Raw genomic sequence first — 18,644 nt, 5'->3', positions numbered from 1 at the left:
ATGCGAAAAACGATCGGGGCGATTCTATTACTCGTAGTAATTAGCGGTGTCGGTTGGTGGATGATTGCGGATGAACGGGATGCGACCTATGAACAGATTGTTGAAGTACAAGTCGTTCGACACGTGACGAAGCAGTTCGGACGCGATGATATTGCATCGGTCAAACCGTACTTCGTAGCGTCGGAATCATCGAAATCACGACGTCATCAGATTGCCGTTCAGCTGAAGTCGGCACCGACGGGAGAATACCGGATGTATCGTGTACTTCAAAATAAAGTAGAGTACATCGGTCGATCTCGGACGGTTCGATCGAATTAATAGTAGATGTTACATCCGTTTGGGGGAATATAGATGAAAACGAAAGCCGAACGCATCGCGTTCATTCAAGAAGAAAAGCGTCAACTCGTCAAACCACGTTTGTACAGCTCGTTGCTGTACGGCGTCAGTATCTTATTAGTCGTCGCCAATCGCGACGTGTACTGGCCATTGTTCTTTTTACTTGTAGCATTGGTCTGGATTGCGCGGATTCACTCGCAAGAAGTCGAACGTGATATGGCATTAACGGTAAAACCACAGATGAAAAAAATCATTCAATGGCAGTATGTGACTGATTTTTTGTTCGTGATCTTAATGGGATTATTTTTCCCACTGATCATCGTATTCGACTTGCCATTCTTCCTCAGTTTTGCCGTCTATGTCGTCCTTGCGATTGTTTTGCTCGTATCCGATATGTTGCTTGAACGAAACGGAAAACGTCTTGATGCTGAGCATCCGACGAAGAAGGAGTTAAGGACGTATCCGAAGTCGTGGAAAAAGATCTAATTCGTGGAGCCGGTCGATGAACCGGCTCCTTTTTTGAGCATTCCGGTCGCTTCAGCGTGTTCGACTGCCGTATGATGAAGGGGCACATGAAGAAGGAGGTCCTCGTATGCTTGCTATCATCATTGGATTTATGATCGGTCTGCTCGTACCGGTTCAAACGAGTGTCAATACACGACTGCGGGGCGTCGTGGGGTCGCCGTTCCTTGCTTCGCTGATTTCCTTTTCGATCGGCTCACTCTTCTTACTGATTCTCGTGTTGGTCGTCGATGGGAATCTCACAGGTCTCACGGCTACTGCCGATGAACCGTTCTGGATTTGGGGTGGGGGACTGCTCGGCGTCATCTATTTGACCGGGAACATCTTGTTGTTTCCGCGACTCGGAGGCGTCCAAACGGTCATCATGCCGATTTTCGGTCAGGTCATCATGGGACTGTTGATCGATCATTTCGGATTGTTTGAGTCAACGGTCACCTCACTCTCACTGACACGAGTCATCGGTGCAGTGCTTGTGTTACTCGGTGTCGTCGGGACGGTCGCGCTTGGTGACTATTTCGCCCGACGGCGGAAACAACAGGTGGCATCATCAGAAAACTCGGTGCTTGTCTGGCGTCTGCTCGGAATTCTAACCGGTATGATGAGTGCTGCCCAGACGGCGATCAATGGTCATCTCGGAAGTGTTCTCGGGTCAGCCGTCAAAGGCGCCTTGATCTCGTTCGTCATCGGTACGATCACCTTGTTATTGCTGAATCTGATCCTCCGAACGAAATGGCACATCGATCGGTCTCAACCCTTACCTGCCTGGATTTGGATCGGTGGGTTGATCGGTGCATTGTTCGTTGCCGGTAATGCCTTCATCGTTCCGCTCGTTGGTACAGGACTCGCTGTCGTCATTGTCACGATCGGTCTTCTGACCGGCAGCCTATTGATTGACCGTTTCGGCTGGTTCGGTGCAAAGAAACAACCGGTCACAGGTGTGCAAATCGTCAGTCTACTTGTCATGCTTAGCGGTATTGTGTTGATACGCATTTAAAAACAGCTCGTTCGAACGTATGGTGGCATACGTTGAGAACGAGCTGTCTTCGGTCATTTCTTTAAATCAATTTTAACGGTAATCGTCTTTGCGAAAATATCCCCTGAGACGAACATGACGAATTCTGTCTCATCTGCAGGTACTTGATAGACAAGGTTCACATGTGACCGACCCGGTGCAACATACTTCATACCCTGTTTCCATGTTTTTTCATTTTTGTTTTCATAATCGATCGGTTCATAGACACCACTGACTCCCGTCACTTGGAAACGATTCGGGAAATAGTAACTTTCTTCCCCAGCATCTCGATAGTAGAGATCTTGATAAAACGTCGGAACAGTGATGTACTGATACCCCTCTTTCTCTTTTAGTTTCAGGGAAGCAGGCGGTTGCTTCAACAATTTTCCGATCCAGAAACTTGTATCTTTAACAGCCGGATCTCCTGGGAACGTCTTAATCGTTCCTTTTGCCATCGTCTCTTCGATGACACCGGATGATTCTTTTTTCGTCGTCTCGAGCTGTCGCTTTGCACCCGTAAGACCATCGGAAATTTTGCTTCCCGTCGTGATGACTTTTGGAGCTTTCGCAACAGACTTCTGTTTGGCAGGTTGTTCATTCGTTGCAAACAGGAAGAGGGAAAGGACACCGACGAATAACACGGCTCCGATAGATGAGAGAGCAAGTTTAAAGCGTCGTTCGGTTTCTTTTGAGTTAGCATTGACGCTGCTGATTGCAGCATTCGGAACGATACGGACAGCGCGCTGTGCTGGTAAAATTGCACCGATGATCCCTGTCAACAGTGGAATTAGAATCGTTGCAGACAAGAAACCGAGTTCCGTCGTCGGGAATTGGCGGTATACTTGCCAAATCATCACTAGCGCAAAGAGAAGTCCGACGATTCCAGCTAGTAACCCTGTCAGCAAACCTTCTAATAAGACGAGGCGTCGAATCAACCCGTCTTGCCACCCTGTCGCTTTTAAGACAGCGAGTTGACTGCGACGTTCATTGACGTTTTGCCAAAGAATTTCCGTCGTCGTCAAGATGGCGATCAATAGGGCAACACCCATCGCGACATAATGCATCGTGCCGACTTCTAAGGCGACATATTCACCAAGCCACGTCGCATAGAGCACCCCTTTTAAGCGGAATGTCACGAAGAGGAAGAAGATGAACAGACTCGTCGGCAAGGCGATGGCGATAATCGAAAGGATTGTTCGTTGCCAGTACGTAAAGAGTTGGTTCATGCTCATACCAAGAATCGATTGTGACCGAACGAATCGTCGCGAACGTGAGACTTCACCGGATCGCATGCTCTCATATGGTTTGATTCTACGAATCAATGCCATCGGAACGAGCGTCCCACCCCAGTAAATGAGTAGACCAGCAAGACCGATTAACAGAATTCGTCCTAAAGCGATCGGATGATCAGTCGTTAACCAAAACGTACCGAGAATCGACCAAGCGATTAACGCTACGAGAGATCCGAGTAGCGTCGCTTCAAGGAACAGCAACTTCGAGAGTTGACGCGGACGCCAGCCGAGAGACAATAGAATCGCGAATTCCTTTTTGCGTGCATAGAGTAGAATGATATTTGAACTAAAGACATAGACGAGCGCAACCGCGATGACGCTAGCGATGACGCCAGACATACCGACCTTCGCCTCTTGGAAAATCGTCATTGAAGAACCGAGTTTGATCCACGGTTGTTGGACCCAACCGAGGGCCGATTGTTTTTCAAGTCCTGGTAAGTACGTCAAAGCGAGCTGCGGAGAGGAACCAAGTGTGATGTCCGTGATCAGACCAGTCTTCTCCTCAATTTCGTTCGCGACGTCTTGGAGCTTTTGCTCACTCGCTGCATTCATCTGATCGACGCCTTTGACATTGACGCGAATGACAGAGATTGCTTTTTCGCCGCGAATCTTGAAGGCGGCATCAAGCGTCGTCAACATCGAAGGGGGTTTCGTCAGGAAGTCATACGGATCATTCGTCGGTTTGACATCCTTGACGGGGTTAACCGGACGATCATTTTTATCCATGACCCATTGCGCCTTTGCAGGGAAATACGTTTCCATCGGTAGTTCCGTCAAGGGATCCTTCGATATATTCAATTTCTTCGGATTGAAGACTCCGATGTAGTTTAAGCGAACTCTTGGCCAATCATCACTCGTCTTCCCAAACATGCGTGCTTCCCGGTACATCGTCCGTTTCGCAAGTAACGAATCCGGATCGACTTTCTTCGGTTCAACTTGGTAACTGAACGGCCAGCGCGACGCAAAGGGGCTAGAGATAGACTGATAACTAATCGGTGACGGCTTTAGGATCAGCCATTCGGAATTTCCTGACGGCAGCTCAGGAAACGAGTCCGTCATGATCTGTTTTAGCAGTGTTTTTTGAACGTCCTGCGTTGTGACTGAATACGTCTTTGCAGGATCGTCAGTCGTCTGTAGCGTATTTAGAAACTTTGCACCACCACGCTTCGTAACATCTTGAATCGTCTCTTGTATCGAGTCATTAATAAGCGGGAGGTCTATTTTCTCATACGTATACGTCCGTGACGCATCGACATATTCCCGTTCGCTCATCAAAATAGGCATCTCAACCGTTCCGAGTTCAGGATCGACGACGTTTGCTTTGTCTTGTTTGTCAAAGTAGCGACTATGTTTTCCGCTGATCGTCGCGTTATCTAGTCCGATCAAGCGGGCTTCTGCTTCGGGATCAATTCCGGCAACCATCGTCGCACTTCCGAATTCTAATAACGGATCTTCACCCAGAACAGCAGGTGAGACGCCGGAACGTGTTGCATTTTCATCTGGTGTCCATCCGGCAGCGAGATAATTAACGGTAGAGTACTTTTCGACGTTCAAGCCGGTATTCTGTTTATCGGTGATCGTCAACTTATAGACACCGTAATCGTCAAACCGATGCGTACCAACAGGTGCATTTGTAGAGTGGTTTCCAATCATCGCAATCGGAGCTGCGACTTCGACGTCCGAGATATCTTGGATCGTCTTATATTGCTTCATCGTGATTCCACCATCTAGACTACTCATATAGTTCGGTTCGAGTAGTTTGAGGTCTTCCGTCACGCTTCGGCTATTTGGGGGACGCACGACGATATCGTAGGAAGACTTCCAACGTTTTTGCAGTTCGTCGACGACTGTTCCGTTATTTGCTTGTGTCGTCCCGATCAAATAACTCAAACCGGTACTGACGACGAGCACGCCGACGAGTAATAAAATGAATCGTTCCTTGTTGCGCCACCACGAATTCCAGATGAAACGTAGCATGATACCATACATCCTTTCTCATCGTATTCTTATGTAAAAAACGCTTGCACATTCATGCAAGCGCAATGGATCACAGTTCGATTTTAATCGTATGCGTTTTCGGGAATGCATCGGAAGCAGCGAATAAGACGAACGTCTTCGCTTCTTCTGGTACTTGATAGACTAAATCGATTTGAGCGCGATGTGGAGAATAATATTGATGACTGTTCTTCCACGCCTTCGGATTATGATTGACGTAATCGACGACGTCGTACTCGTGTCCTTTGCCATCATTGAGAACGAATAAGTTTGGTTTATAGACACTGTAAGCTCCGAAATTATCGGACGTGTCATGCATGACGAGCGGAATCGTGACATAACGATAACCTGGTTTATCTTTCAGGTTTAATTCTTTTGGCGGAGAGGAAAGAAGTGCCTCGGCACGGAATGTCTTCGCTTTTAGTTTAGGATCACCCGGATATGTCTTGACGAGTCCCTGTTTCATCAACTCGTCAATGTTTAAGATGCGATTCTCCTGCGTCTCGTTTACACCAGCTAATTTTGTTTGTGATGAGACATTGATAGGTTTCTCCTGATGGGATGACCAATACCAACCGCCACCACCGATCAGGGCAAGAGAAGTAATTACTAGGGGAATCGCTTTACGAGCTTGTGGCATAAAAACACTCCTTTTTGATAGAATAGTCAGAATATTTATATAAAATATACTATTTACAAGGAATGGAAACAAGCTAAATGGAGAAAATAGTGTAAAAATAAGGAAACGGTTACCCGATTGATAAAATAAGGTAAAATAACCTTAGTGAAGTGAAAGGGGAAGAATTATGAGAGCAGTCATTCAAAAACAATACGGTGATGTAAACGTGCTACAGATGGATGATGTCGTGATGCCGATTCGACAATCTGGAGAAGTCTTAATTCGTGCGGTATGGACCGGAGTCAATTTCACGGATATCAAACAACGACGTGGTGGCAAGGCGACTGGAACCTTTCCATTTGTTCTCGGAGTGGATGTGTCAGGTATCGTCGTCGATGCGGATCCATCTTCCGCGATCAAAGTAGGGGATCGAGTCATGGCATTTGTATTAGATGGATCATATAAGGAAGTAGTCCGTGCCGACGAACGGTTAGTTTACAGTTTACCTGAAACGATTTCATTACGTGATGCTGCTGCAGGAATGTTGACTTCGATTTTAAGCGAGATATTGTTGACGCAGATCGCACAAGTGAAACTGAAGGATACAATCGTCATCCACAGTGCCGCTGGAGGTGTCGGATCGATGTTAATTCAATTGGCGCGATTAAAAGGAATGACACGATTGATTGCTACTGTTGGACATGCTGATAAAATACCTTATGTTCGTGCACTTGGTATTCAGAATGTCTTTACATATAATGATTTTTCTGAGAAAGTGAAGGAATTGACGGTCGATAAGGGAGCGGATGTTATCTTTGACTCTGTCGCGGGTTACGTGACACGAAAAAGTCTTGACTGTCTCGCGTATTACGGAACACTCGTACAATTCGGTAATAGTAGTGGAGAAGCGGGTGAACTCTCGACGACAGACGTTCATGCGAGTTGCCGGACGATTCGTGGATTTAGTCTTGGCACGACACGTCAACTGGATCCAGAACGTATTCGAACTGCTGCATCCTATGTCTTGACGTTGTTTGAAGAAAATAAATTGAAGATGCCAATGATTCATGAGTTCCCATTAGAGGAAGTGCAAAAAGCGCATCGGTTGATGGAATCTCGACAGTATCAAGGAAAAATCGTCCTACGAATCGGAGGAGACGAGATTGAGTGAAGAAGAGATTAATCAACGACTACTAGACGATCTTGAGTTACAAGAGATGTTAACGCTAGTGGCAACATTAGAATTACCTGATTGGTGGATGTGCGCGGGATATGTCCGCTCTATCGTATGGGAGGAGAATCGATATGAACGACCGGATATCGATATCGTTTATTTCGATCCTATCGATCTTTCGGAGGTAACGGAAAAGCGTCATGAAGGGCAGCTAAGACGCTTGTCGGATATACCGTGGTCCGTTAAAAATCAAGCGCGCATGCATCTGATCAATGGATTACCACCATATAAGTCCGCGAAGGATGCGATTTTACAGTTCCCCGAGACCGTCACGTCGATCGGAGTGACGAAACGACCAGACTTCGAATTGTATCTTCCTTATGGTGCGAACGATTTCGCTGATCGCATCATTCGACCGACGCCACTTTTTCAAATCGGTACCGCGCGTCATTCGATTTTTCAGCGACGTGTGATCGAAAAAGGATGGCAAGACGACCCAGGTCTACATATATGTACATGAAATAAGAGGGAGCTTAAACGATGAAACGAATCAAACCTAAAAAACAGATCACTCTTTTCATGTTAGGACTCCTTTTTCTCAGCGGGTGCGCACCGGAAAATAATGTCGAGGTGAAAGAAAAGATTCACGTTGATGGTACGAGTTTGTTCGACAGTGGCTCTTATCCGACTGCTGTAGAGACGGCCGAACATCAGTTTAAATATGACTTGAGTGACAAGTCCACCTATACGTTAAAGCAAGACGATTTCCGAGTGGACGCGCGATTCGGTGACTATAATTTACTGCTAGCAAGCGTAATCGATGGACGATACGATTCGCTGATGATTTATGAAAAGAAGTCGAACTGGATGTTAAGCAGTTCGATGGATCTCATTCGAGATCAATCCACGAAAGGCGAGTCGATCGAAGGGAGTCTAGCGTGGGATGGAAACAAGAAAAAATGACGACGCAACTTGTAACGAATCGTCATTATACGGTAATGGAGACACGACTGAAAAGTGAGCAGATTCCGGCACGATTTGGAAAACGGGTACGTACCATCAACGGATTGAAGGTACACGTTCAAAAGCAAGGGAAACAGCTCAATCTTGCCTACCAAAATAGAACAGACGTGATGTGGATCGTCAGTGATCGACCGGAAGAGACAACCATGCGGTTGATTCAGCGATCACCAGAAAGTCCGATTGACTCGCTTCTCACTGAGTAAACAATTAAGCAGACTGAATAGACAAAGAGGCTGACTCCAAAAAAGAACGACGCGTCTGTTCACGCCCTTCCCTCAGGCGAGACACAAGGAGCTTTTCTGCCTTATTCAAGCAAGAAAGCAGATCTTATTTGTCTCTGACAGCGCAAAGAGGCGTATTTTCCTGTAGGAGTTGCGTGAAACGCGTCATTCTTTTTGTTACGAGGTAAGGGTGGCAGATCATCATTCTGCCACCCTTACCTTTATGGAAACGAATTTTTGAGTCAGCCTCTTATACTTACGAACGATAGACGGACTTGAGGTAATCCGCGATACGGTGCCAAGCCTGAAACGCCACGTCTAAGTCACCGTGGTGTGTAAAGGCATGAGCTTGACCAGCGAATTCCTGGTGCTCAACAACGACACCTGCCGCCTGAAGGCGATTCGCATACTGCCGTGCCTCCTGCGCCAGCGAGTCGTGCTCCGCTGTCAGGACGAGAGTCTGTGGTAACGCATCGAGTTGAGCCGCATAGAGTGGCGAAGCGAGGTGATGATACGCGTCTTCCGCACGAGCGATGTACATCGCATTGAACTGCCGTGCCTGTTCAGCTGGGATCGCTTCCTCAAAGAATGGTTTATCCGCGGGATCCGTCGCGAGATCAAGCGGAGGGTAGTCTAGAATTTGAGCGATGAGCGGCACAGGATCTGTCTGATCAGCGTTCCATAACGATACGGCAGTCGCGAGATTGCCACCGGCACTATGCCCTCCGATTGCGATGCGTGAAGCATCGAGGCGTAGCGTATCAGCATGTTGGAAAATCCACTGAACGACTTCATAGGCGACGTGGACCGGAACAGGAAATGGATGTTCCGGCGCTAACGGATACTCAATATTGAGAACATGACAGTTGGCGGTCTCAGCGAGAAACAGATTCCATGGTTCATCCATCTCTGGCGTTCCGGTGATGAAACCACCACCATGGAAACTGATGAATCCAGGTAATGGTTCTACTGCATCAATCGGTGAGTGACGCAACACTCGAACATCTCCGACTGAAGTCGGCACGTGTAGCGTAGTCGTGGTCGCTTGCGGTGGATGCGGAGGTGTGACTTGAGGACGTTCCTCATCTGAGCGGATTTGTTTGGCAAGGTCAATCATCTCTTGGCGATTCATCGAATTCCTCCTTTAGGTCTATCTTCATCATACCGAACGGATTGGTGAATTGCTCTTCTGGATTCGTTTTCTCTAGTCGTAGGAAAAAGCAGCCAGAGTTTGATACACTTTTGAAAGAAATTAGAAATCGAAAGGATGGAACAGATGCCAACACTTTACATTACGCGTCATGGCGAGACGGAATGGAACTTAGAAAAACGAATGCAAGGCTGGGAAGACTCTCCTCTGACAGCAAAGGGCAGACAAAATGCGCGGGACCTTGGTCACCGCTTACGTGAAATTCATCTGGATCACCTCTATATCAGCCCGATTGGTCGCGTCCGAGAAACAGTTCGAATGATGGATCTCGATCCAGCGATTCCGGTCACCATCGACGATCGATTGCGTGAAATGCACATGGGGGCCTGGGAAGGGCGGACGGCGGCGGAAATTGAAGTCGCGCACCCGCTTGCTCATGCTGCATTTTGGCAAACGCCGCATACGTACATACCGGAGAGTGGAGAATCCTTTGACGCGGTCCGGGAGCGCATTCTATCGTTTTTGGAACGACTGGCAGACCATGAAGAAGACGAAAACATCTTAATCGTCACCCACGGCATCTTCCTTAACATCTTGCTGACATATCTTCAACGTAAGCCGTTCGCGACCTTATGGGATCCGCCGTTCATTCATGGAACGAGTTTGACGATCGTCGAATACAGGGATGGGGAAGCCGTGATTCGATTAGAAGCAGACATGTCGCATGTCATAGCGGACTAAAAAAACGGCGGACTTTTTCTCGGTCCGCCGTTCTCCTTATCGTGATTTCGCCAAATAGATCAAAATCGCGCCTTCTTGTTTTCTGACCTTTAGGTGAGGAGAGGATATCGTGTCGATTGAGCGACCGATGATCGATTCTCCTGTCGTATAGCGTTTGAGGAGTAAGGGATAGAACGAAGCATTCGTCTGTTTTTGATCATTGAATTGACCGCTGTCAGTCTGGACGTTTTGAGGTAAGGTATAGGCCGTTTTCGTCTCAGGGATACCATTCTTCGCATCAAGCGAATAGGTGAAGGCATGCGAATCGTTGAGTAGGTTCAAATCATACGTCAACTGGAACGGCGTGCGATCATATGTACCGGCAGGAATCGATTTGTCGATCAGCACCTCTGGTGGTTCTGTATCGTCAAATTGAATCGCTTTGAGCTGGAGGGGGCGATCGAGTGTACCAGTTAAGAAAAATGTCTGCTGTTGCTGCGACTCGTCCTTCGCGGTAGAAGGTGTGATCGAAAAGGAAGACTTCTTGATCTTGACGGTTTCTTTTGGAAGGACGGTTGCTTCCGTTGTGCAACCAGCAAGCAAGAAGGGAAGGGTGAATAAGAGCGCATATTTCATGACGTGTTCCTCTTTTCCATAGTCATAGTGAATCGGGATAAAATTAAAATATTCAAAAAATTAGAAATGATACCTAGATTATACCAACAATGTTCTCGCTAAATAAAGGAGGAAATCATGAAAGGCAAATGGTTATTAGCAACCGTCCTGCTCGTCGGTTGTGCCTCGACGGGTGAAGAGGCCGAATCGACGGCAAAATCGTTATACGTCGCACCGAACGGCAGTGATAAAAATACCGGTACGTTGAAACAGCCGTTTAAAACAATCCGGCAAGCGACACAAAAAGCGACTGCCGGTACGACGGTTTACTTGCGAAAGGGAACGTATCACGAGACGCTGAACGTCAGACAAAGTGGAACGAAACAACATCCAATCGTCTTTCGGAATTATAAACAAGAACGAGTCGTCTTAAATGGGAAAAACATTAAAGATCGGGATGCAACTTTACCGATCGTTCAGGTAAAAAATCGAAAATATGTGACAATCCAAGGACTGACGATCGAAGCCGTTCAGTCGAAACGAACGGACGCGACACCGATCGGCATTTTGGTCACAGGATCAGGATCCCACATCACGTTGAAGGATAATACGGTTCGCGACATCAAGACGCTCGCGAGGGACGGGAATGCACACGGCATCGCTGTCTACGGAACGGGAGCGATTCGTCACCTGTCGATCACCGGTAACCGAGTCGAGCAAAATCGTCTTGGTTTCAGCGAAGCCCTCGTCTTAAACGGAAACGTCAAACATTTCCACGTGACGAAGAACGTCGTACGGGATAACGACAACATCGGCATTGATTTGATTGGACATGAAGGGATTGCTCGATCGAAGAAAGACGACTACGTCCGTGAGGGCGTCGTGTCAGAAAATCGTGTTTACCGGACGTCAAGCTACGGCAATCCTGCTTACGGGAAGGAATACAGCGCAGCCGGTATCTATGTCGATGGTGGAAAAAATTTGACGATCGAGAAGAATCTCGTCGAAGCGAGTGATATCGGAATTGAGGTGACGAGTGAACATGCCGGACGGTACGCAGAAGATGTCATCGTCCGCCAGAATGATGTACGGCAAAATGTTTACACCGGGATTTCAATCGGTGGGTATGATACGAAGCGAGGTGGTACAAAACGCGTCCGGATCGAGCAAAATCAGCTGATCGGGAATGATACGAAAAGGCTCGAGGGTGGTCAATTGCTCGTCCAGCATGATGTCCATGACAACAAAATCATCGGGAACACATTCGACGGTTCGTTAAGTGTCGCCCACTACTTCAAAACGAGTTCTGGCAACCAGTTTGAAAAAAATACGTTCAAGCATACGAAACGTTTCATGTGGCGCGACGCCTCCTATAAAACGGAACAAAGCTTCTTGAAAGCGGTCCGAAAGGTGGAATGAGAATGAAGTTATCGGAACGACTCCTCGCTTACTGGATCCGGATTCCGAGACGCTGGCGGCTTGCAGCGTTGACCGCCTGTATGCTAACGATCTGGACAGTGGAAGGCGTTCGGTTTTTAACCAGTCCGGCGTTACGCCTGCCGACCGTTACCGATGCGATCATCTGTCTCGTTCCGGCGATTCTATTGTTCATGGTATGGAAAACAAAGCGTTCAAATTAACACTTGAATTAATCGAAAATAACAAGGAATTCATTTAGTCGTCCTCGAAATAGGGAGGGAACTTCAATTAGTAAGGAGGAAGAAAGATGACGAAACTAACGATTTAAGCCGTGATTGACCGTCCGGTCGAGACCGTGTGGGAGATTTGGAACGCACCGGAAGACATCAAACGCTGGAACGCAGCGTCTGACGATTGGCATACGACAGCGTCAACGAATGATTTGACGGTCGGTGGTCAATTCACGAATCGAATGGAAGCAAAAGACGGTAGCATGGGTTTTGATTTCACGGGTACATATGAGGCGATCGTTCCTTATGAGCGCATTGCGTATGTCCTTGAGGATGGTCGTCAGGTGACGATCGACTTTTCTCGGAACGGGGAACAAACCGAAGTCGTTGAATCATTTGATGCCGAAACGATGAACCCGCCTGAGATGCAACAAGCGGGTTGGCAGGCAATCCTTGATCGGTTCAAGGCGTATGCGGAGTCGAAAAAATAAACATGCAATAAAAACCGTTCAGGATACTTGTGTTCCACTTAGGAAATACGAGTATCCCGAACGGTTTTTTTAGAATCCATTAACCTGCTAATTCCAACATTTGAACGAACGCGACGTCCGGATCCGTCGTCTCGAATCGGTTCAACCAATCCTTGAAGTCACCTTCGTACAAAATACGACCTTGATGGAGAAAGATGACATGGGCATCGGTATGCAATAGATCGTGTAATTGATGGGTCGAGAAGAGGCACGTTTGACCGTTTGCTGTCATCTGCTCGAAGCGTCGCATGATATGAAGCCGTGTTGCCGGGTCGACCCCGCTCGTTGGCTCATCAAAGATGTAGAGTGAACGTGGTACTGTCGTCAACAAGGTGACGAACAACCATTTCTTTTCGCCAGCGGACATCTTACCGATTTTCATCTCCCACAGATGAGCGAATAAATCGAGCTCTCGTGGCTGTTTCAGATGACGCGTATACGTCTCTTGCTTGCGATATGCTTTCAAACGAGCGAGCCGACCGACGAAGACGGCGACATCCTTACCCTTTAGTTCGTCCGAGTAATAGATGAATTGCGTCAAATAGAGTATGTCCGAGATATCAGGTAAGTTCAGTTCTCCGGACGTGATCGGTAAGGCACCAGTCATGCAATCAAACAGTGTCGTTTTCCCGGCACCGTTCATCCCGATCAAGACGTTCAGTTTCCCGGGAACAAGCGAAAAAGATATATCGTGTAACAGATCAGGTGATTTCGGATAGTTGAAGCGTACGTGTTGAACGTGCATCTGAATCCTCCTATCGGGTCAGTAATGACATGAGATTAAAGCGTTTGACAGAGAATAGACCAAGTAACAGATAAACGACGAGTACGACGGTCAAGATAAGTAACGATGCTCCCGTAACGTGCTCAGAGACGGCGAGACCGAGTGTTTTCATGACATAAAAAGGATTCAAGTAACTGTACCAACGATCCGGTTGGCTATTCGCAAACAAGAACAGGGGATACATGACGATGTTGATTAATGTCGACATACTCGAAATCTTTGCTGGAAGCATCGTCAAGGCGATACTTGCAAAAGCAAGCGGGATGCTGAGCAACAAGACGAGATAAGCGAGTAACAACGTCAAAGGTGAGAAGAAGCCGAATACAAGCATCAGGATCGTCGTAAAGACCGACAAACTAACGGCTGCAAACACGAGCTGAACGAGTACGAGTGCGAGAATACAACCAATCTTACTACCGGAAATCATGATATACGTCTTCATCAAACCATGCTCCCGCATCCGGGCAAGTTGGAGACCGATGCCATTCACGTAAATCGAGAGCAAGATATAGCCCCAAAAGAGCGCGAGGAATGAGAGGAAACTGTTCTCGGTGAAGTCGAGGCGTGACCCGAAGACAAAGGCGAGAATCAACGGGAAAATCAACGACCAAAAGACCGGAATCTTATCCGTCATCATGATTCTTAAGTAGAGTGTAAAGTAGCTAGGAATCGAATACATATGTGCCTCCCGTTCACAAAAATTGGTCAAAATATGAGCCTGTATGTTTTGATACGAAAGAAAATGGAGAAAAGTTCCTGATGAAGTAAGTTGTTAATAAAAGTAAGAATACCAGAAACGCACAAATATTGTAAATTGAAGCAAAGGACAGGAGGTACGATGATGGACTATTTATTAACGTCCGGTGGGATACAAAATCCATCGATTCATAAAGCGTTACGTGAGATGCTTGGAAAACCGATTGAAGAATGCCATGCCATCGCGATCACGACAGCTTCCTACGCATTAGGCAGAGGAACGGACCTCGCTGTCAACTTCATTCAAGGAAAAGATGAGGCACCGATGGTCGATTTAGGATGGAAGTCAGTCGGTCTGTTGGAATTATCAGCGGTCTCGGTAATTGGTCCAACTATTTGGCAACCAGCGGTCGAACAAGCGGATGTCATTCTCGTTAATGGTGGTGATCCACTCTTTCTACATCACTGGTTCGTCGAATCGGGCTTCGATCGACTATTACCGCAACTGACCGGTGTTTATGTCGGGATGAGCGCCGGTAGCATGGTGCTTACGCCACGAATCGGAACAGATTTCGTTGGGTGGAAAAAGACGCCGGAACAATCGGACGCAACATTAGGTCTCGTTGATTTTTCAATCTTCCCGCATCTCGATCATCCGCAGTTACCAGACAATCGTTTACAAGCTGCCAAGTCTTGGGCTGAGACATTAACGAATCCGGCGTACGCAATCGATGACGCGACAGCGATCCGTGTCATCGGTTCGAACGTAGACGTGATTTCTGAAGGAACGTGGGTCCAGTTGCGATGAGGACGATCTATTTCATTCGCCATTGCGAATCAATCAAAACAGGTAGTGATCGAGGACGAGGATTAAGGGATGCAGGTCAAGAACAAGCACAGGAACTAGTGGCGTTCTTTGAAGTGATACCGATTGACGCCATCTATTCGAGTCCGATGCAACGAGCGATGGACTCCGTTCGCCCACTTGCTGAGCAACGAGGTTTGCCGATCTACGAGGCAGCGTTTCAGGAACGGCGTTTTCAGGAAACAGACGAACGTTTATCGCCTGAACGGCTAGAAGAACTGTTGAAGCGATCATTCCAAAATGACGATTACGCGCAAAAAGGTGGAGAGTCGAATCAAATAGCACGTAATCGTGCTCTAACAGTCATCGATCAGCTACGTAAAACCCACCCGCACCACCGAGTGGTCGTCGCGACGCATGGTCTCGTGTTGGCGTTAGTGCTCGAACACTACACTGGACGACCGGCAAATGAATGGCTGGGCGCGATGGGGAGTCCAGCAATCCATCAGCTGACATTCGATGCAGGCGGGAAAACGTCTCATGAACAACTATTGTAAAATGATTAAATCTGTCCGCTGAAGATGAAACCGAGAAAGAGCAGTAATAACACACCAAGCGGAACGGCACAGGCGAGACTGACGTATTTGAGGATTCCCAATTCGCGTCGTTTGATGGCGACGATCCCAAGTCCGATTCCAAACAGATAAATGACAAGTCCGATTGGTATCGTAAGCATCGAGTTCGGTCCGAACGACCAGTTGAGCGGTGGGAAAATCATAGAGGCGATGAGCAGACCGAGCAAACTAAAGAAGAGAGAAGCTTTAGCGTATGTCATATGTGAACTCCTTTTTAATTAAGTATGTAAACAAGAATTCGAATTTAAAACGAGAATTCCTGCTTCATCCAGTAAATTTCCTGTTTGGCATTTGAATGAACGGGAACTATATCTAAAAGATAGTATCTTTTAGATATAGGAGGGACCGATGCCAAAAGAAAACATGACCCGTTATGCGATTCTCGGACTTCTTGCAAGCGGATGTACGTCTGGTTATGAGATGAAACACACGATCGATACGAGCTTGAATCACTTTTGGAAAATCAGCTTCGGACAAGTCTATCCAACGCTGAAACGGTTAGAAGCGGAAGGGTTGATCGTTGAAGAGGTCACGGATGGGGAACGGAAACAATTCGCCCTGACGGAAAACGGGCATGCGGAGCTCGCACGGTGGGTCGCTGAACCGTCCGTCGAATTGCCCGTGCAACGGAACGACCTGTTGTTGAAGCTGTACTTCGCTCGACATGCTTCAAAAGAGGTCACCTTGCAGAAAATTCAGGAGCACGCGCGATTGCTCGAAGAACGGCTTGAGACGTATCAAGCGATCGATGCGATGATTCGTTCTTATCCTGACTCGAATGATGCCGTCTATTGGTTATTGACGCTTGATTATGGCATTCGGAAGACACGGGCGTTACTCGACTGGTGCGACGCTTCCCTTGAGACCCTTGAAGGAGGAAATTGATATGAAACGGATCATTGCGACTCCGAACAAAGACGTCGTCGTGTTCATCATCGGTTTACGGATCAATCGTCTGCGTTCCGTCCGGCAATGGTTGCCGACGGTCCAGGCGATGGGACCGATGCTACAAGAGTGTTATGCAAACGATGTCGGTCTGATTTCGCATGAATCACTTGTCGGTTGGCGTTCCGTGACGTTGATTCAGTATTGGCGTTCGACGGAAGAATTGATGGCATATGCCCATGGTTCCCGTCATTTGACGGCGTGGAAACGATTCAATCAGAAGGCACGGACAACAGAAGCGGTCGGGATCTTTCATGAGACGTTCGAAGTCAGCAATTATGAGTCGATGTATGTCAATCTTCCAACACGAGGTCTAGCGAAAGCACTCGGGGAGTCGGCGATCAAGCCGCATCAAGAACAAGCAAAAGGGCGCTTAGCCGAGCGGCAATCACAAGAGACGATCTAAATAGACAAAAGACGGGTGCCGAGGCATCCGTCTTTTTATGTCGCGACTGGCGTGACGGGTTCGAGCATCTTCCCACAGTTTTGGCAAATATGATCGAGCGTTTTCGTACATGGTTCGCAAAACGTACAAGCGTGCGAGCACTGATAGACCGTCGTTTCAATCGTTTCTTGGCACCGGACACAGGTTGATTCCATATGTATCACCTCCTGTTACTAGTATAAGAAAAGCATTTTGATGAGCACAGTAGGAGAACATAGAAAAAGGCTATATTTCCCTTTGATTCCATGTTAATTTGAAGAAAGTGGTTTTAATTCGAAGGGAAGATGAAAAATGGACCAAATTGATCAACAGATTGTCCGGATTCTGCAAGACGATGCCCGGATTCCATGGTCGGAACTCGGACGTCAGATCGGATTATCGGCACCTGCCGTCATCGAAAGGGTCCGAAAAATGGAGGACGCGGGAATCATCGAAGGGTTCCGCGCTGTCATTAATCCAGAAGCACTCGCGCAAGGGTTACTCGCGATCGTCATGTTCGAAGAGACACGCTGCGCAGGCTTGATTGAATTTTGTAAAGGACATCCAGAAGTCGTCGAGTGTCACCGCCTGACCGGTAGCTATAACTTCATGGTCAAGTTGCAAACCGCGTCCGTTGCAACACTGGAACGTTTTCTCGATGATGCATCGGTCTACGGCAAACCGTCGACCTGGATTCGGCTGTCGACGCCAGTGCCGTTCACGGGATATACGGTATGACGGAAGCGACACGCGTACGGATTGAACAACTGACGGGGGATATCGAGTACATCGAACAACTCGGTGAGCAAGGGGGAACATCGACGGTCTACCGGGTTGAAACGAAAACAGGAAAATATTTACTCAAGACTGCTACGGAAGCGAGATACCAAGAATGGCTCGCAGAAGAAGCAATCGTCTTAGAAGAATGGATGCAACGAGAACCGAGGTTCCTACCTGAGTACGTCGGCTTTTTAAAGACGGAACAGCAAAGCCATCTCTTGATGCAGTGGCGAGACGGGATGACGTTGACGACAGCTTTAAGACAGGCGACAAGCGAGCGACGGATCCAGCTGTGGCAAGCATTCGGGACATATCTTTTTCATTTTCATCAACGAGCGACAGGGGGAACGTCACAGGAATGGTTAACGGAACGACTTGTGACAGCGGAACGTTATGTCACATCTGTTTGGACGTCCGGCACGATGGATTTACTGAAACAACTAAAGTCCTCCTGTCCAGAGCCGATAACTGCCAGTTGGATTCATGGCGACTGTACGACAGACAATCTGTTGGTCGCGACGGACGGAAAGCTCTCGTTCATAGATGTCGGAGCGATGAGACCGGGCGATCGGCGGTATGATATCGCTCTCGCCATCAGTCCAATCATCGATGATCCGGTAGCACTCGATGCCTTTTATGAAGGCTATCGCTTTGAGCGACTAACTACACGAGAATTTGATTATTACGAACACGGACTGTATTCCTTTTTCTAAAAAG

General features: G+C 47.6%; 25 protein-coding genes. 17 read left to right on the top strand and 8 right to left on the bottom strand.

Going from position 1 to position 18,644, the window contains the following annotated elements; translation table 11 throughout:
• From ASF99_RS07700 to ASF99_RS07690, 3 genes are all read left to right on the top strand, one after another.
• Positions 1 to 318 carry a hypothetical protein gene (locus tag ASF99_RS07700; RefSeq protein ID WP_055968311.1) on the top strand — a complete coding sequence of 106 codons (318 nt, stop codon included), beginning with the start codon at positions 1 to 3 and terminating at the stop codon, positions 316 to 318.
• A 33-nt stretch (positions 319 to 351) separates the two neighbouring features.
• Entirely contained in the window at positions 352 to 822 is a 471-nt protein-coding gene (locus ASF99_RS07695) for a hypothetical protein (RefSeq protein WP_023468446.1), read from the top strand.
• 106 nt (positions 823 to 928) lie between these two features.
• Entirely contained in the window at positions 929 to 1,852 is a 924-nt protein-coding gene (locus ASF99_RS07690; protein ID WP_055968308.1) for a DMT family transporter, read from the top strand.
• Positions 1,853 to 1,905: 53 nt separating this feature from the next.
• On the opposite strand, the gene ASF99_RS07685 is transcribed toward ASF99_RS07690, so the two are convergent.
• Both ASF99_RS07685 and ASF99_RS07680 read right to left on the bottom strand, forming a co-directional pair.
• Positions 1,906 to 5,139: an FtsX-like permease family protein gene (locus tag ASF99_RS07685; protein WP_055968306.1), complete on the bottom strand. Its 3,234-nt coding sequence runs from the start codon at positions 5,137 to 5,139 to the stop codon at positions 1,906 to 1,908.
• Positions 5,140 to 5,209: 70 nt separating this feature from the next.
• Positions 5,210 to 5,797, bottom strand: a complete 588-nt coding sequence (locus ASF99_RS07680) for a hypothetical protein (protein ID WP_023468443.1) — start codon at positions 5,795 to 5,797, stop codon at positions 5,210 to 5,212.
• A 166-nt stretch (positions 5,798 to 5,963) separates the two neighbouring features.
• On the opposite strand from ASF99_RS07680, the gene ASF99_RS07675 reads away from it, so the two are divergent.
• The 4 genes from ASF99_RS07675 to ASF99_RS07660 are packed head-to-tail and all read left to right on the top strand — an operon-like array spanning position 5,964 to position 8,176.
• Positions 5,964 to 6,947: a quinone oxidoreductase family protein gene (locus ASF99_RS07675; protein ID WP_055968304.1), complete on the top strand. Its 984-nt coding sequence runs from the start codon at positions 5,964 to 5,966 to the stop codon at positions 6,945 to 6,947.
• Complete coding sequence (locus ASF99_RS07670) at positions 6,940 to 7,470, top strand: nucleotidyltransferase family protein (RefSeq protein ID WP_035397146.1); 531 nt, start codon at positions 6,940 to 6,942, stop codon at positions 7,468 to 7,470. Before ASF99_RS07675 ends, ASF99_RS07670 begins: the two co-directional genes overlap by 8 nt.
• A gap of 20 nt (positions 7,471 to 7,490) precedes the next feature.
• The gene (locus ASF99_RS07665; RefSeq protein ID WP_055968302.1) at positions 7,491 to 7,913 is read left to right on the top strand and encodes a hypothetical protein; all 423 of its coding nucleotides are present in this window, start codon (positions 7,491 to 7,493) and stop codon (positions 7,911 to 7,913) included.
• Positions 7,889 to 8,176, top strand: coding sequence for a hypothetical protein (locus ASF99_RS07660; RefSeq protein ID WP_055968300.1), 288 nt, complete (start codon positions 7,889 to 7,891; stop codon positions 8,174 to 8,176). The genes ASF99_RS07665 and ASF99_RS07660 overlap by 25 nt, the downstream gene beginning before the upstream one ends.
• A 274-nt stretch (positions 8,177 to 8,450) precedes the next feature.
• On the opposite strand, the gene ASF99_RS07655 is transcribed toward ASF99_RS07660, so the two are convergent.
• On the bottom strand, positions 8,451 to 9,326 hold the full coding sequence (locus tag ASF99_RS07655; protein WP_055968298.1) for an alpha/beta hydrolase: 876 nt from the start codon (positions 9,324 to 9,326) through the stop codon (positions 8,451 to 8,453).
• Positions 9,327 to 9,470: 144 nt separating this feature from the next.
• Here ASF99_RS07655 and ASF99_RS07650 point away from each other — a divergent pair, with 144 nt between their 5' ends.
• Positions 9,471 to 10,085, top strand: a complete 615-nt coding sequence (locus tag ASF99_RS07650; protein ID WP_055968296.1) for a histidine phosphatase family protein — start codon at positions 9,471 to 9,473, stop codon at positions 10,083 to 10,085.
• 36 nt (positions 10,086 to 10,121) lie between these two features.
• On the opposite strand, the gene ASF99_RS07645 is transcribed toward ASF99_RS07650, so the two are convergent.
• The gene (locus ASF99_RS07645; protein ID WP_035397151.1) at positions 10,122 to 10,700 is read right to left on the bottom strand and encodes a hypothetical protein; all 579 of its coding nucleotides are present in this window, start codon (positions 10,698 to 10,700) and stop codon (positions 10,122 to 10,124) included.
• A gap of 117 nt (positions 10,701 to 10,817) precedes the next feature.
• On the opposite strand from ASF99_RS07645, the gene ASF99_RS07640 reads away from it, so the two are divergent.
• From ASF99_RS07640 to ASF99_RS07630, 3 genes are all read left to right on the top strand, one after another.
• Complete coding sequence (locus ASF99_RS07640; RefSeq protein ID WP_055968295.1) at positions 10,818 to 12,098, top strand: right-handed parallel beta-helix repeat-containing protein; 1,281 nt, start codon at positions 10,818 to 10,820, stop codon at positions 12,096 to 12,098.
• A 2-nt stretch (positions 12,099 to 12,100) separates the two neighbouring features.
• Positions 12,101 to 12,319 carry a hypothetical protein gene (locus ASF99_RS07635; protein ID WP_023468435.1) on the top strand — a complete coding sequence of 73 codons (219 nt, stop codon included), beginning with the start codon at positions 12,101 to 12,103 and terminating at the stop codon, positions 12,317 to 12,319.
• 110 nt (positions 12,320 to 12,429) lie between these two features.
• Entirely contained in the window at positions 12,430 to 12,819 is a 390-nt protein-coding gene (locus ASF99_RS07630; RefSeq protein WP_235515886.1) for an SRPBCC family protein, read from the top strand.
• 79 nt (positions 12,820 to 12,898) lie between these two features.
• Here ASF99_RS07630 and ASF99_RS07625 read toward each other — a convergent pair whose 3' ends face one another.
• Entirely contained in the window at positions 12,899 to 13,603 is a 705-nt protein-coding gene (locus ASF99_RS07625) for an AAA family ATPase (protein WP_035397160.1), read from the bottom strand.
• A 10-nt stretch (positions 13,604 to 13,613) separates the two neighbouring features.
• On the bottom strand, positions 13,614 to 14,321 hold the full coding sequence (locus tag ASF99_RS07620; protein ID WP_055968292.1) for a hypothetical protein: 708 nt from the start codon (positions 14,319 to 14,321) through the stop codon (positions 13,614 to 13,616).
• A gap of 162 nt (positions 14,322 to 14,483) precedes the next feature.
• On the opposite strand from ASF99_RS07620, the gene ASF99_RS07615 reads away from it, so the two are divergent.
• Both ASF99_RS07615 and ASF99_RS07610 read left to right on the top strand, forming a co-directional pair.
• Positions 14,484 to 15,146 carry a Type 1 glutamine amidotransferase-like domain-containing protein gene (locus ASF99_RS07615; RefSeq protein WP_055968290.1) on the top strand — a complete coding sequence of 221 codons (663 nt, stop codon included), beginning with the start codon at positions 14,484 to 14,486 and terminating at the stop codon, positions 15,144 to 15,146.
• Positions 15,143 to 15,700, top strand: a complete 558-nt coding sequence (locus ASF99_RS07610; protein ID WP_055968288.1) for a histidine phosphatase family protein — start codon at positions 15,143 to 15,145, stop codon at positions 15,698 to 15,700. Before ASF99_RS07615 ends, ASF99_RS07610 begins: the two co-directional genes overlap by 4 nt.
• Positions 15,701 to 15,705: 5 nt before the next feature.
• Here ASF99_RS07610 and ASF99_RS07605 read toward each other — a convergent pair whose 3' ends face one another.
• Positions 15,706 to 15,978: a hypothetical protein gene (locus ASF99_RS07605; RefSeq protein WP_023468429.1), complete on the bottom strand. Its 273-nt coding sequence runs from the start codon at positions 15,976 to 15,978 to the stop codon at positions 15,706 to 15,708.
• 148 nt (positions 15,979 to 16,126) lie between these two features.
• On the opposite strand from ASF99_RS07605, the gene ASF99_RS07600 reads away from it, so the two are divergent.
• Together ASF99_RS07600 and ASF99_RS07595 are read left to right on the top strand one after the other, a co-directional pair.
• Positions 16,127 to 16,663, top strand: coding sequence for a PadR family transcriptional regulator (locus ASF99_RS07600; protein WP_055968286.1), 537 nt, complete (start codon positions 16,127 to 16,129; stop codon positions 16,661 to 16,663).
• A 1-nt stretch (position 16,664) separates the two neighbouring features.
• Positions 16,665 to 17,129, top strand: a complete 465-nt coding sequence (locus ASF99_RS07595; protein WP_055968284.1) for a DUF4188 domain-containing protein — start codon at positions 16,665 to 16,667, stop codon at positions 17,127 to 17,129.
• A gap of 35 nt (positions 17,130 to 17,164) precedes the next feature.
• Here ASF99_RS07595 and ASF99_RS17070 read toward each other — a convergent pair whose 3' ends face one another.
• Positions 17,165 to 17,323, bottom strand: a complete 159-nt coding sequence (locus tag ASF99_RS17070) for a DUF1272 domain-containing protein (protein WP_082487080.1) — start codon at positions 17,321 to 17,323, stop codon at positions 17,165 to 17,167.
• A 136-nt stretch (positions 17,324 to 17,459) separates the two neighbouring features.
• On the opposite strand from ASF99_RS17070, the gene ASF99_RS07590 reads away from it, so the two are divergent.
• Together ASF99_RS07590 and ASF99_RS07585 are read left to right on the top strand one after the other, a co-directional pair.
• Positions 17,460 to 17,885 carry an Lrp/AsnC family transcriptional regulator gene (locus ASF99_RS07590; RefSeq protein ID WP_050678021.1) on the top strand — a complete coding sequence of 142 codons (426 nt, stop codon included), beginning with the start codon at positions 17,460 to 17,462 and terminating at the stop codon, positions 17,883 to 17,885.
• A complete protein-coding gene (locus ASF99_RS07585; protein ID WP_055968283.1) occupies positions 17,882 to 18,640 on the top strand; it encodes an aminoglycoside phosphotransferase family protein in 759 nt (252 codons plus the stop codon). Before ASF99_RS07590 ends, ASF99_RS07585 begins: the two co-directional genes overlap by 4 nt.
• Positions 18,641 to 18,644 lie beyond the last annotated feature (4 nt).

The organism is Exiguobacterium sp. Leaf187, assembly GCF_001423925.1.
Lineage (GTDB): Bacteria > Bacillota > Bacilli > Exiguobacteriales > Exiguobacteriaceae > Exiguobacterium_A > Exiguobacterium_A indicum.
The sequence above is the reverse complement of the archived record's forward strand: the minus strand, read 5'-3'. Positions and strand labels throughout refer to the sequence as shown.

What these genes read in the sequence shown, in the direction of transcription:
- ASF99_RS07700 (WP_055968311.1), top strand. Translation starts at nt 1, where the DNA reads ATGCGAAAAACGATCGGGGCGATTCTATTACTCGTAGTAATTAGCGGT.
- ASF99_RS07695 (WP_023468446.1), top strand. Translation starts at nt 352, where the DNA reads ATGAAAACGAAAGCCGAACGCATCGCGTTCATTCAAGAAGAAAAGCGT.
- ASF99_RS07690 (WP_055968308.1), top strand. Translation starts at nt 929, where the DNA reads ATGCTTGCTATCATCATTGGATTTATGATCGGTCTGCTCGTACCGGTT.
- ASF99_RS07685 (WP_055968306.1), bottom strand. Translation starts at nt 5,139, where the DNA reads ATGCTACGTTTCATCTGGAATTCGTGGTGGCGCAACAAGGAACGATTC.
- ASF99_RS07680 (WP_023468443.1), bottom strand. Translation starts at nt 5,797, where the DNA reads ATGCCACAAGCTCGTAAAGCGATTCCCCTAGTAATTACTTCTCTTGCC.
- ASF99_RS07675 (WP_055968304.1), top strand. Translation starts at nt 5,964, where the DNA reads ATGAGAGCAGTCATTCAAAAACAATACGGTGATGTAAACGTGCTACAG.
- ASF99_RS07665 (WP_055968302.1), top strand. Translation starts at nt 7,491, where the DNA reads ATGAAACGAATCAAACCTAAAAAACAGATCACTCTTTTCATGTTAGGA.
- ASF99_RS07655 (WP_055968298.1), bottom strand. Translation starts at nt 9,326, where the DNA reads ATGAATCGCCAAGAGATGATTGACCTTGCCAAACAAATCCGCTCAGAT.
- ASF99_RS07650 (WP_055968296.1), top strand. Translation starts at nt 9,471, where the DNA reads ATGCCAACACTTTACATTACGCGTCATGGCGAGACGGAATGGAACTTA.
- ASF99_RS07645 (WP_035397151.1), bottom strand. Translation starts at nt 10,700, where the DNA reads ATGAAATATGCGCTCTTATTCACCCTTCCCTTCTTGCTTGCTGGTTGC.
- ASF99_RS07640 (WP_055968295.1), top strand. Translation starts at nt 10,818, where the DNA reads ATGAAAGGCAAATGGTTATTAGCAACCGTCCTGCTCGTCGGTTGTGCC.
- ASF99_RS07635 (WP_023468435.1), top strand. Translation starts at nt 12,101, where the DNA reads ATGAAGTTATCGGAACGACTCCTCGCTTACTGGATCCGGATTCCGAGA.
- ASF99_RS07625 (WP_035397160.1), bottom strand. Translation starts at nt 13,603, where the DNA reads ATGCACGTTCAACACGTACGCTTCAACTATCCGAAATCACCTGATCTG.
- ASF99_RS07620 (WP_055968292.1), bottom strand. Translation starts at nt 14,321, where the DNA reads ATGTATTCGATTCCTAGCTACTTTACACTCTACTTAAGAATCATGATG.
- ASF99_RS07615 (WP_055968290.1), top strand. Translation starts at nt 14,484, where the DNA reads ATGGACTATTTATTAACGTCCGGTGGGATACAAAATCCATCGATTCAT.
- ASF99_RS07610 (WP_055968288.1), top strand. Translation starts at nt 15,143, where the DNA reads ATGAGGACGATCTATTTCATTCGCCATTGCGAATCAATCAAAACAGGT.
- ASF99_RS07605 (WP_023468429.1), bottom strand. Translation starts at nt 15,978, where the DNA reads ATGACATACGCTAAAGCTTCTCTCTTCTTTAGTTTGCTCGGTCTGCTC.
- ASF99_RS07600 (WP_055968286.1), top strand. Translation starts at nt 16,127, where the DNA reads ATGCCAAAAGAAAACATGACCCGTTATGCGATTCTCGGACTTCTTGCA.
- ASF99_RS07595 (WP_055968284.1), top strand. Translation starts at nt 16,665, where the DNA reads ATGAAACGGATCATTGCGACTCCGAACAAAGACGTCGTCGTGTTCATC.
- ASF99_RS17070 (WP_082487080.1), bottom strand. Translation starts at nt 17,323, where the DNA reads ATGGAATCAACCTGTGTCCGGTGCCAAGAAACGATTGAAACGACGGTC.
- ASF99_RS07590 (WP_050678021.1), top strand. Translation starts at nt 17,460, where the DNA reads ATGGACCAAATTGATCAACAGATTGTCCGGATTCTGCAAGACGATGCC.
- ASF99_RS07585 (WP_055968283.1), top strand. Translation starts at nt 17,882, where the DNA reads ATGACGGAAGCGACACGCGTACGGATTGAACAACTGACGGGGGATATC.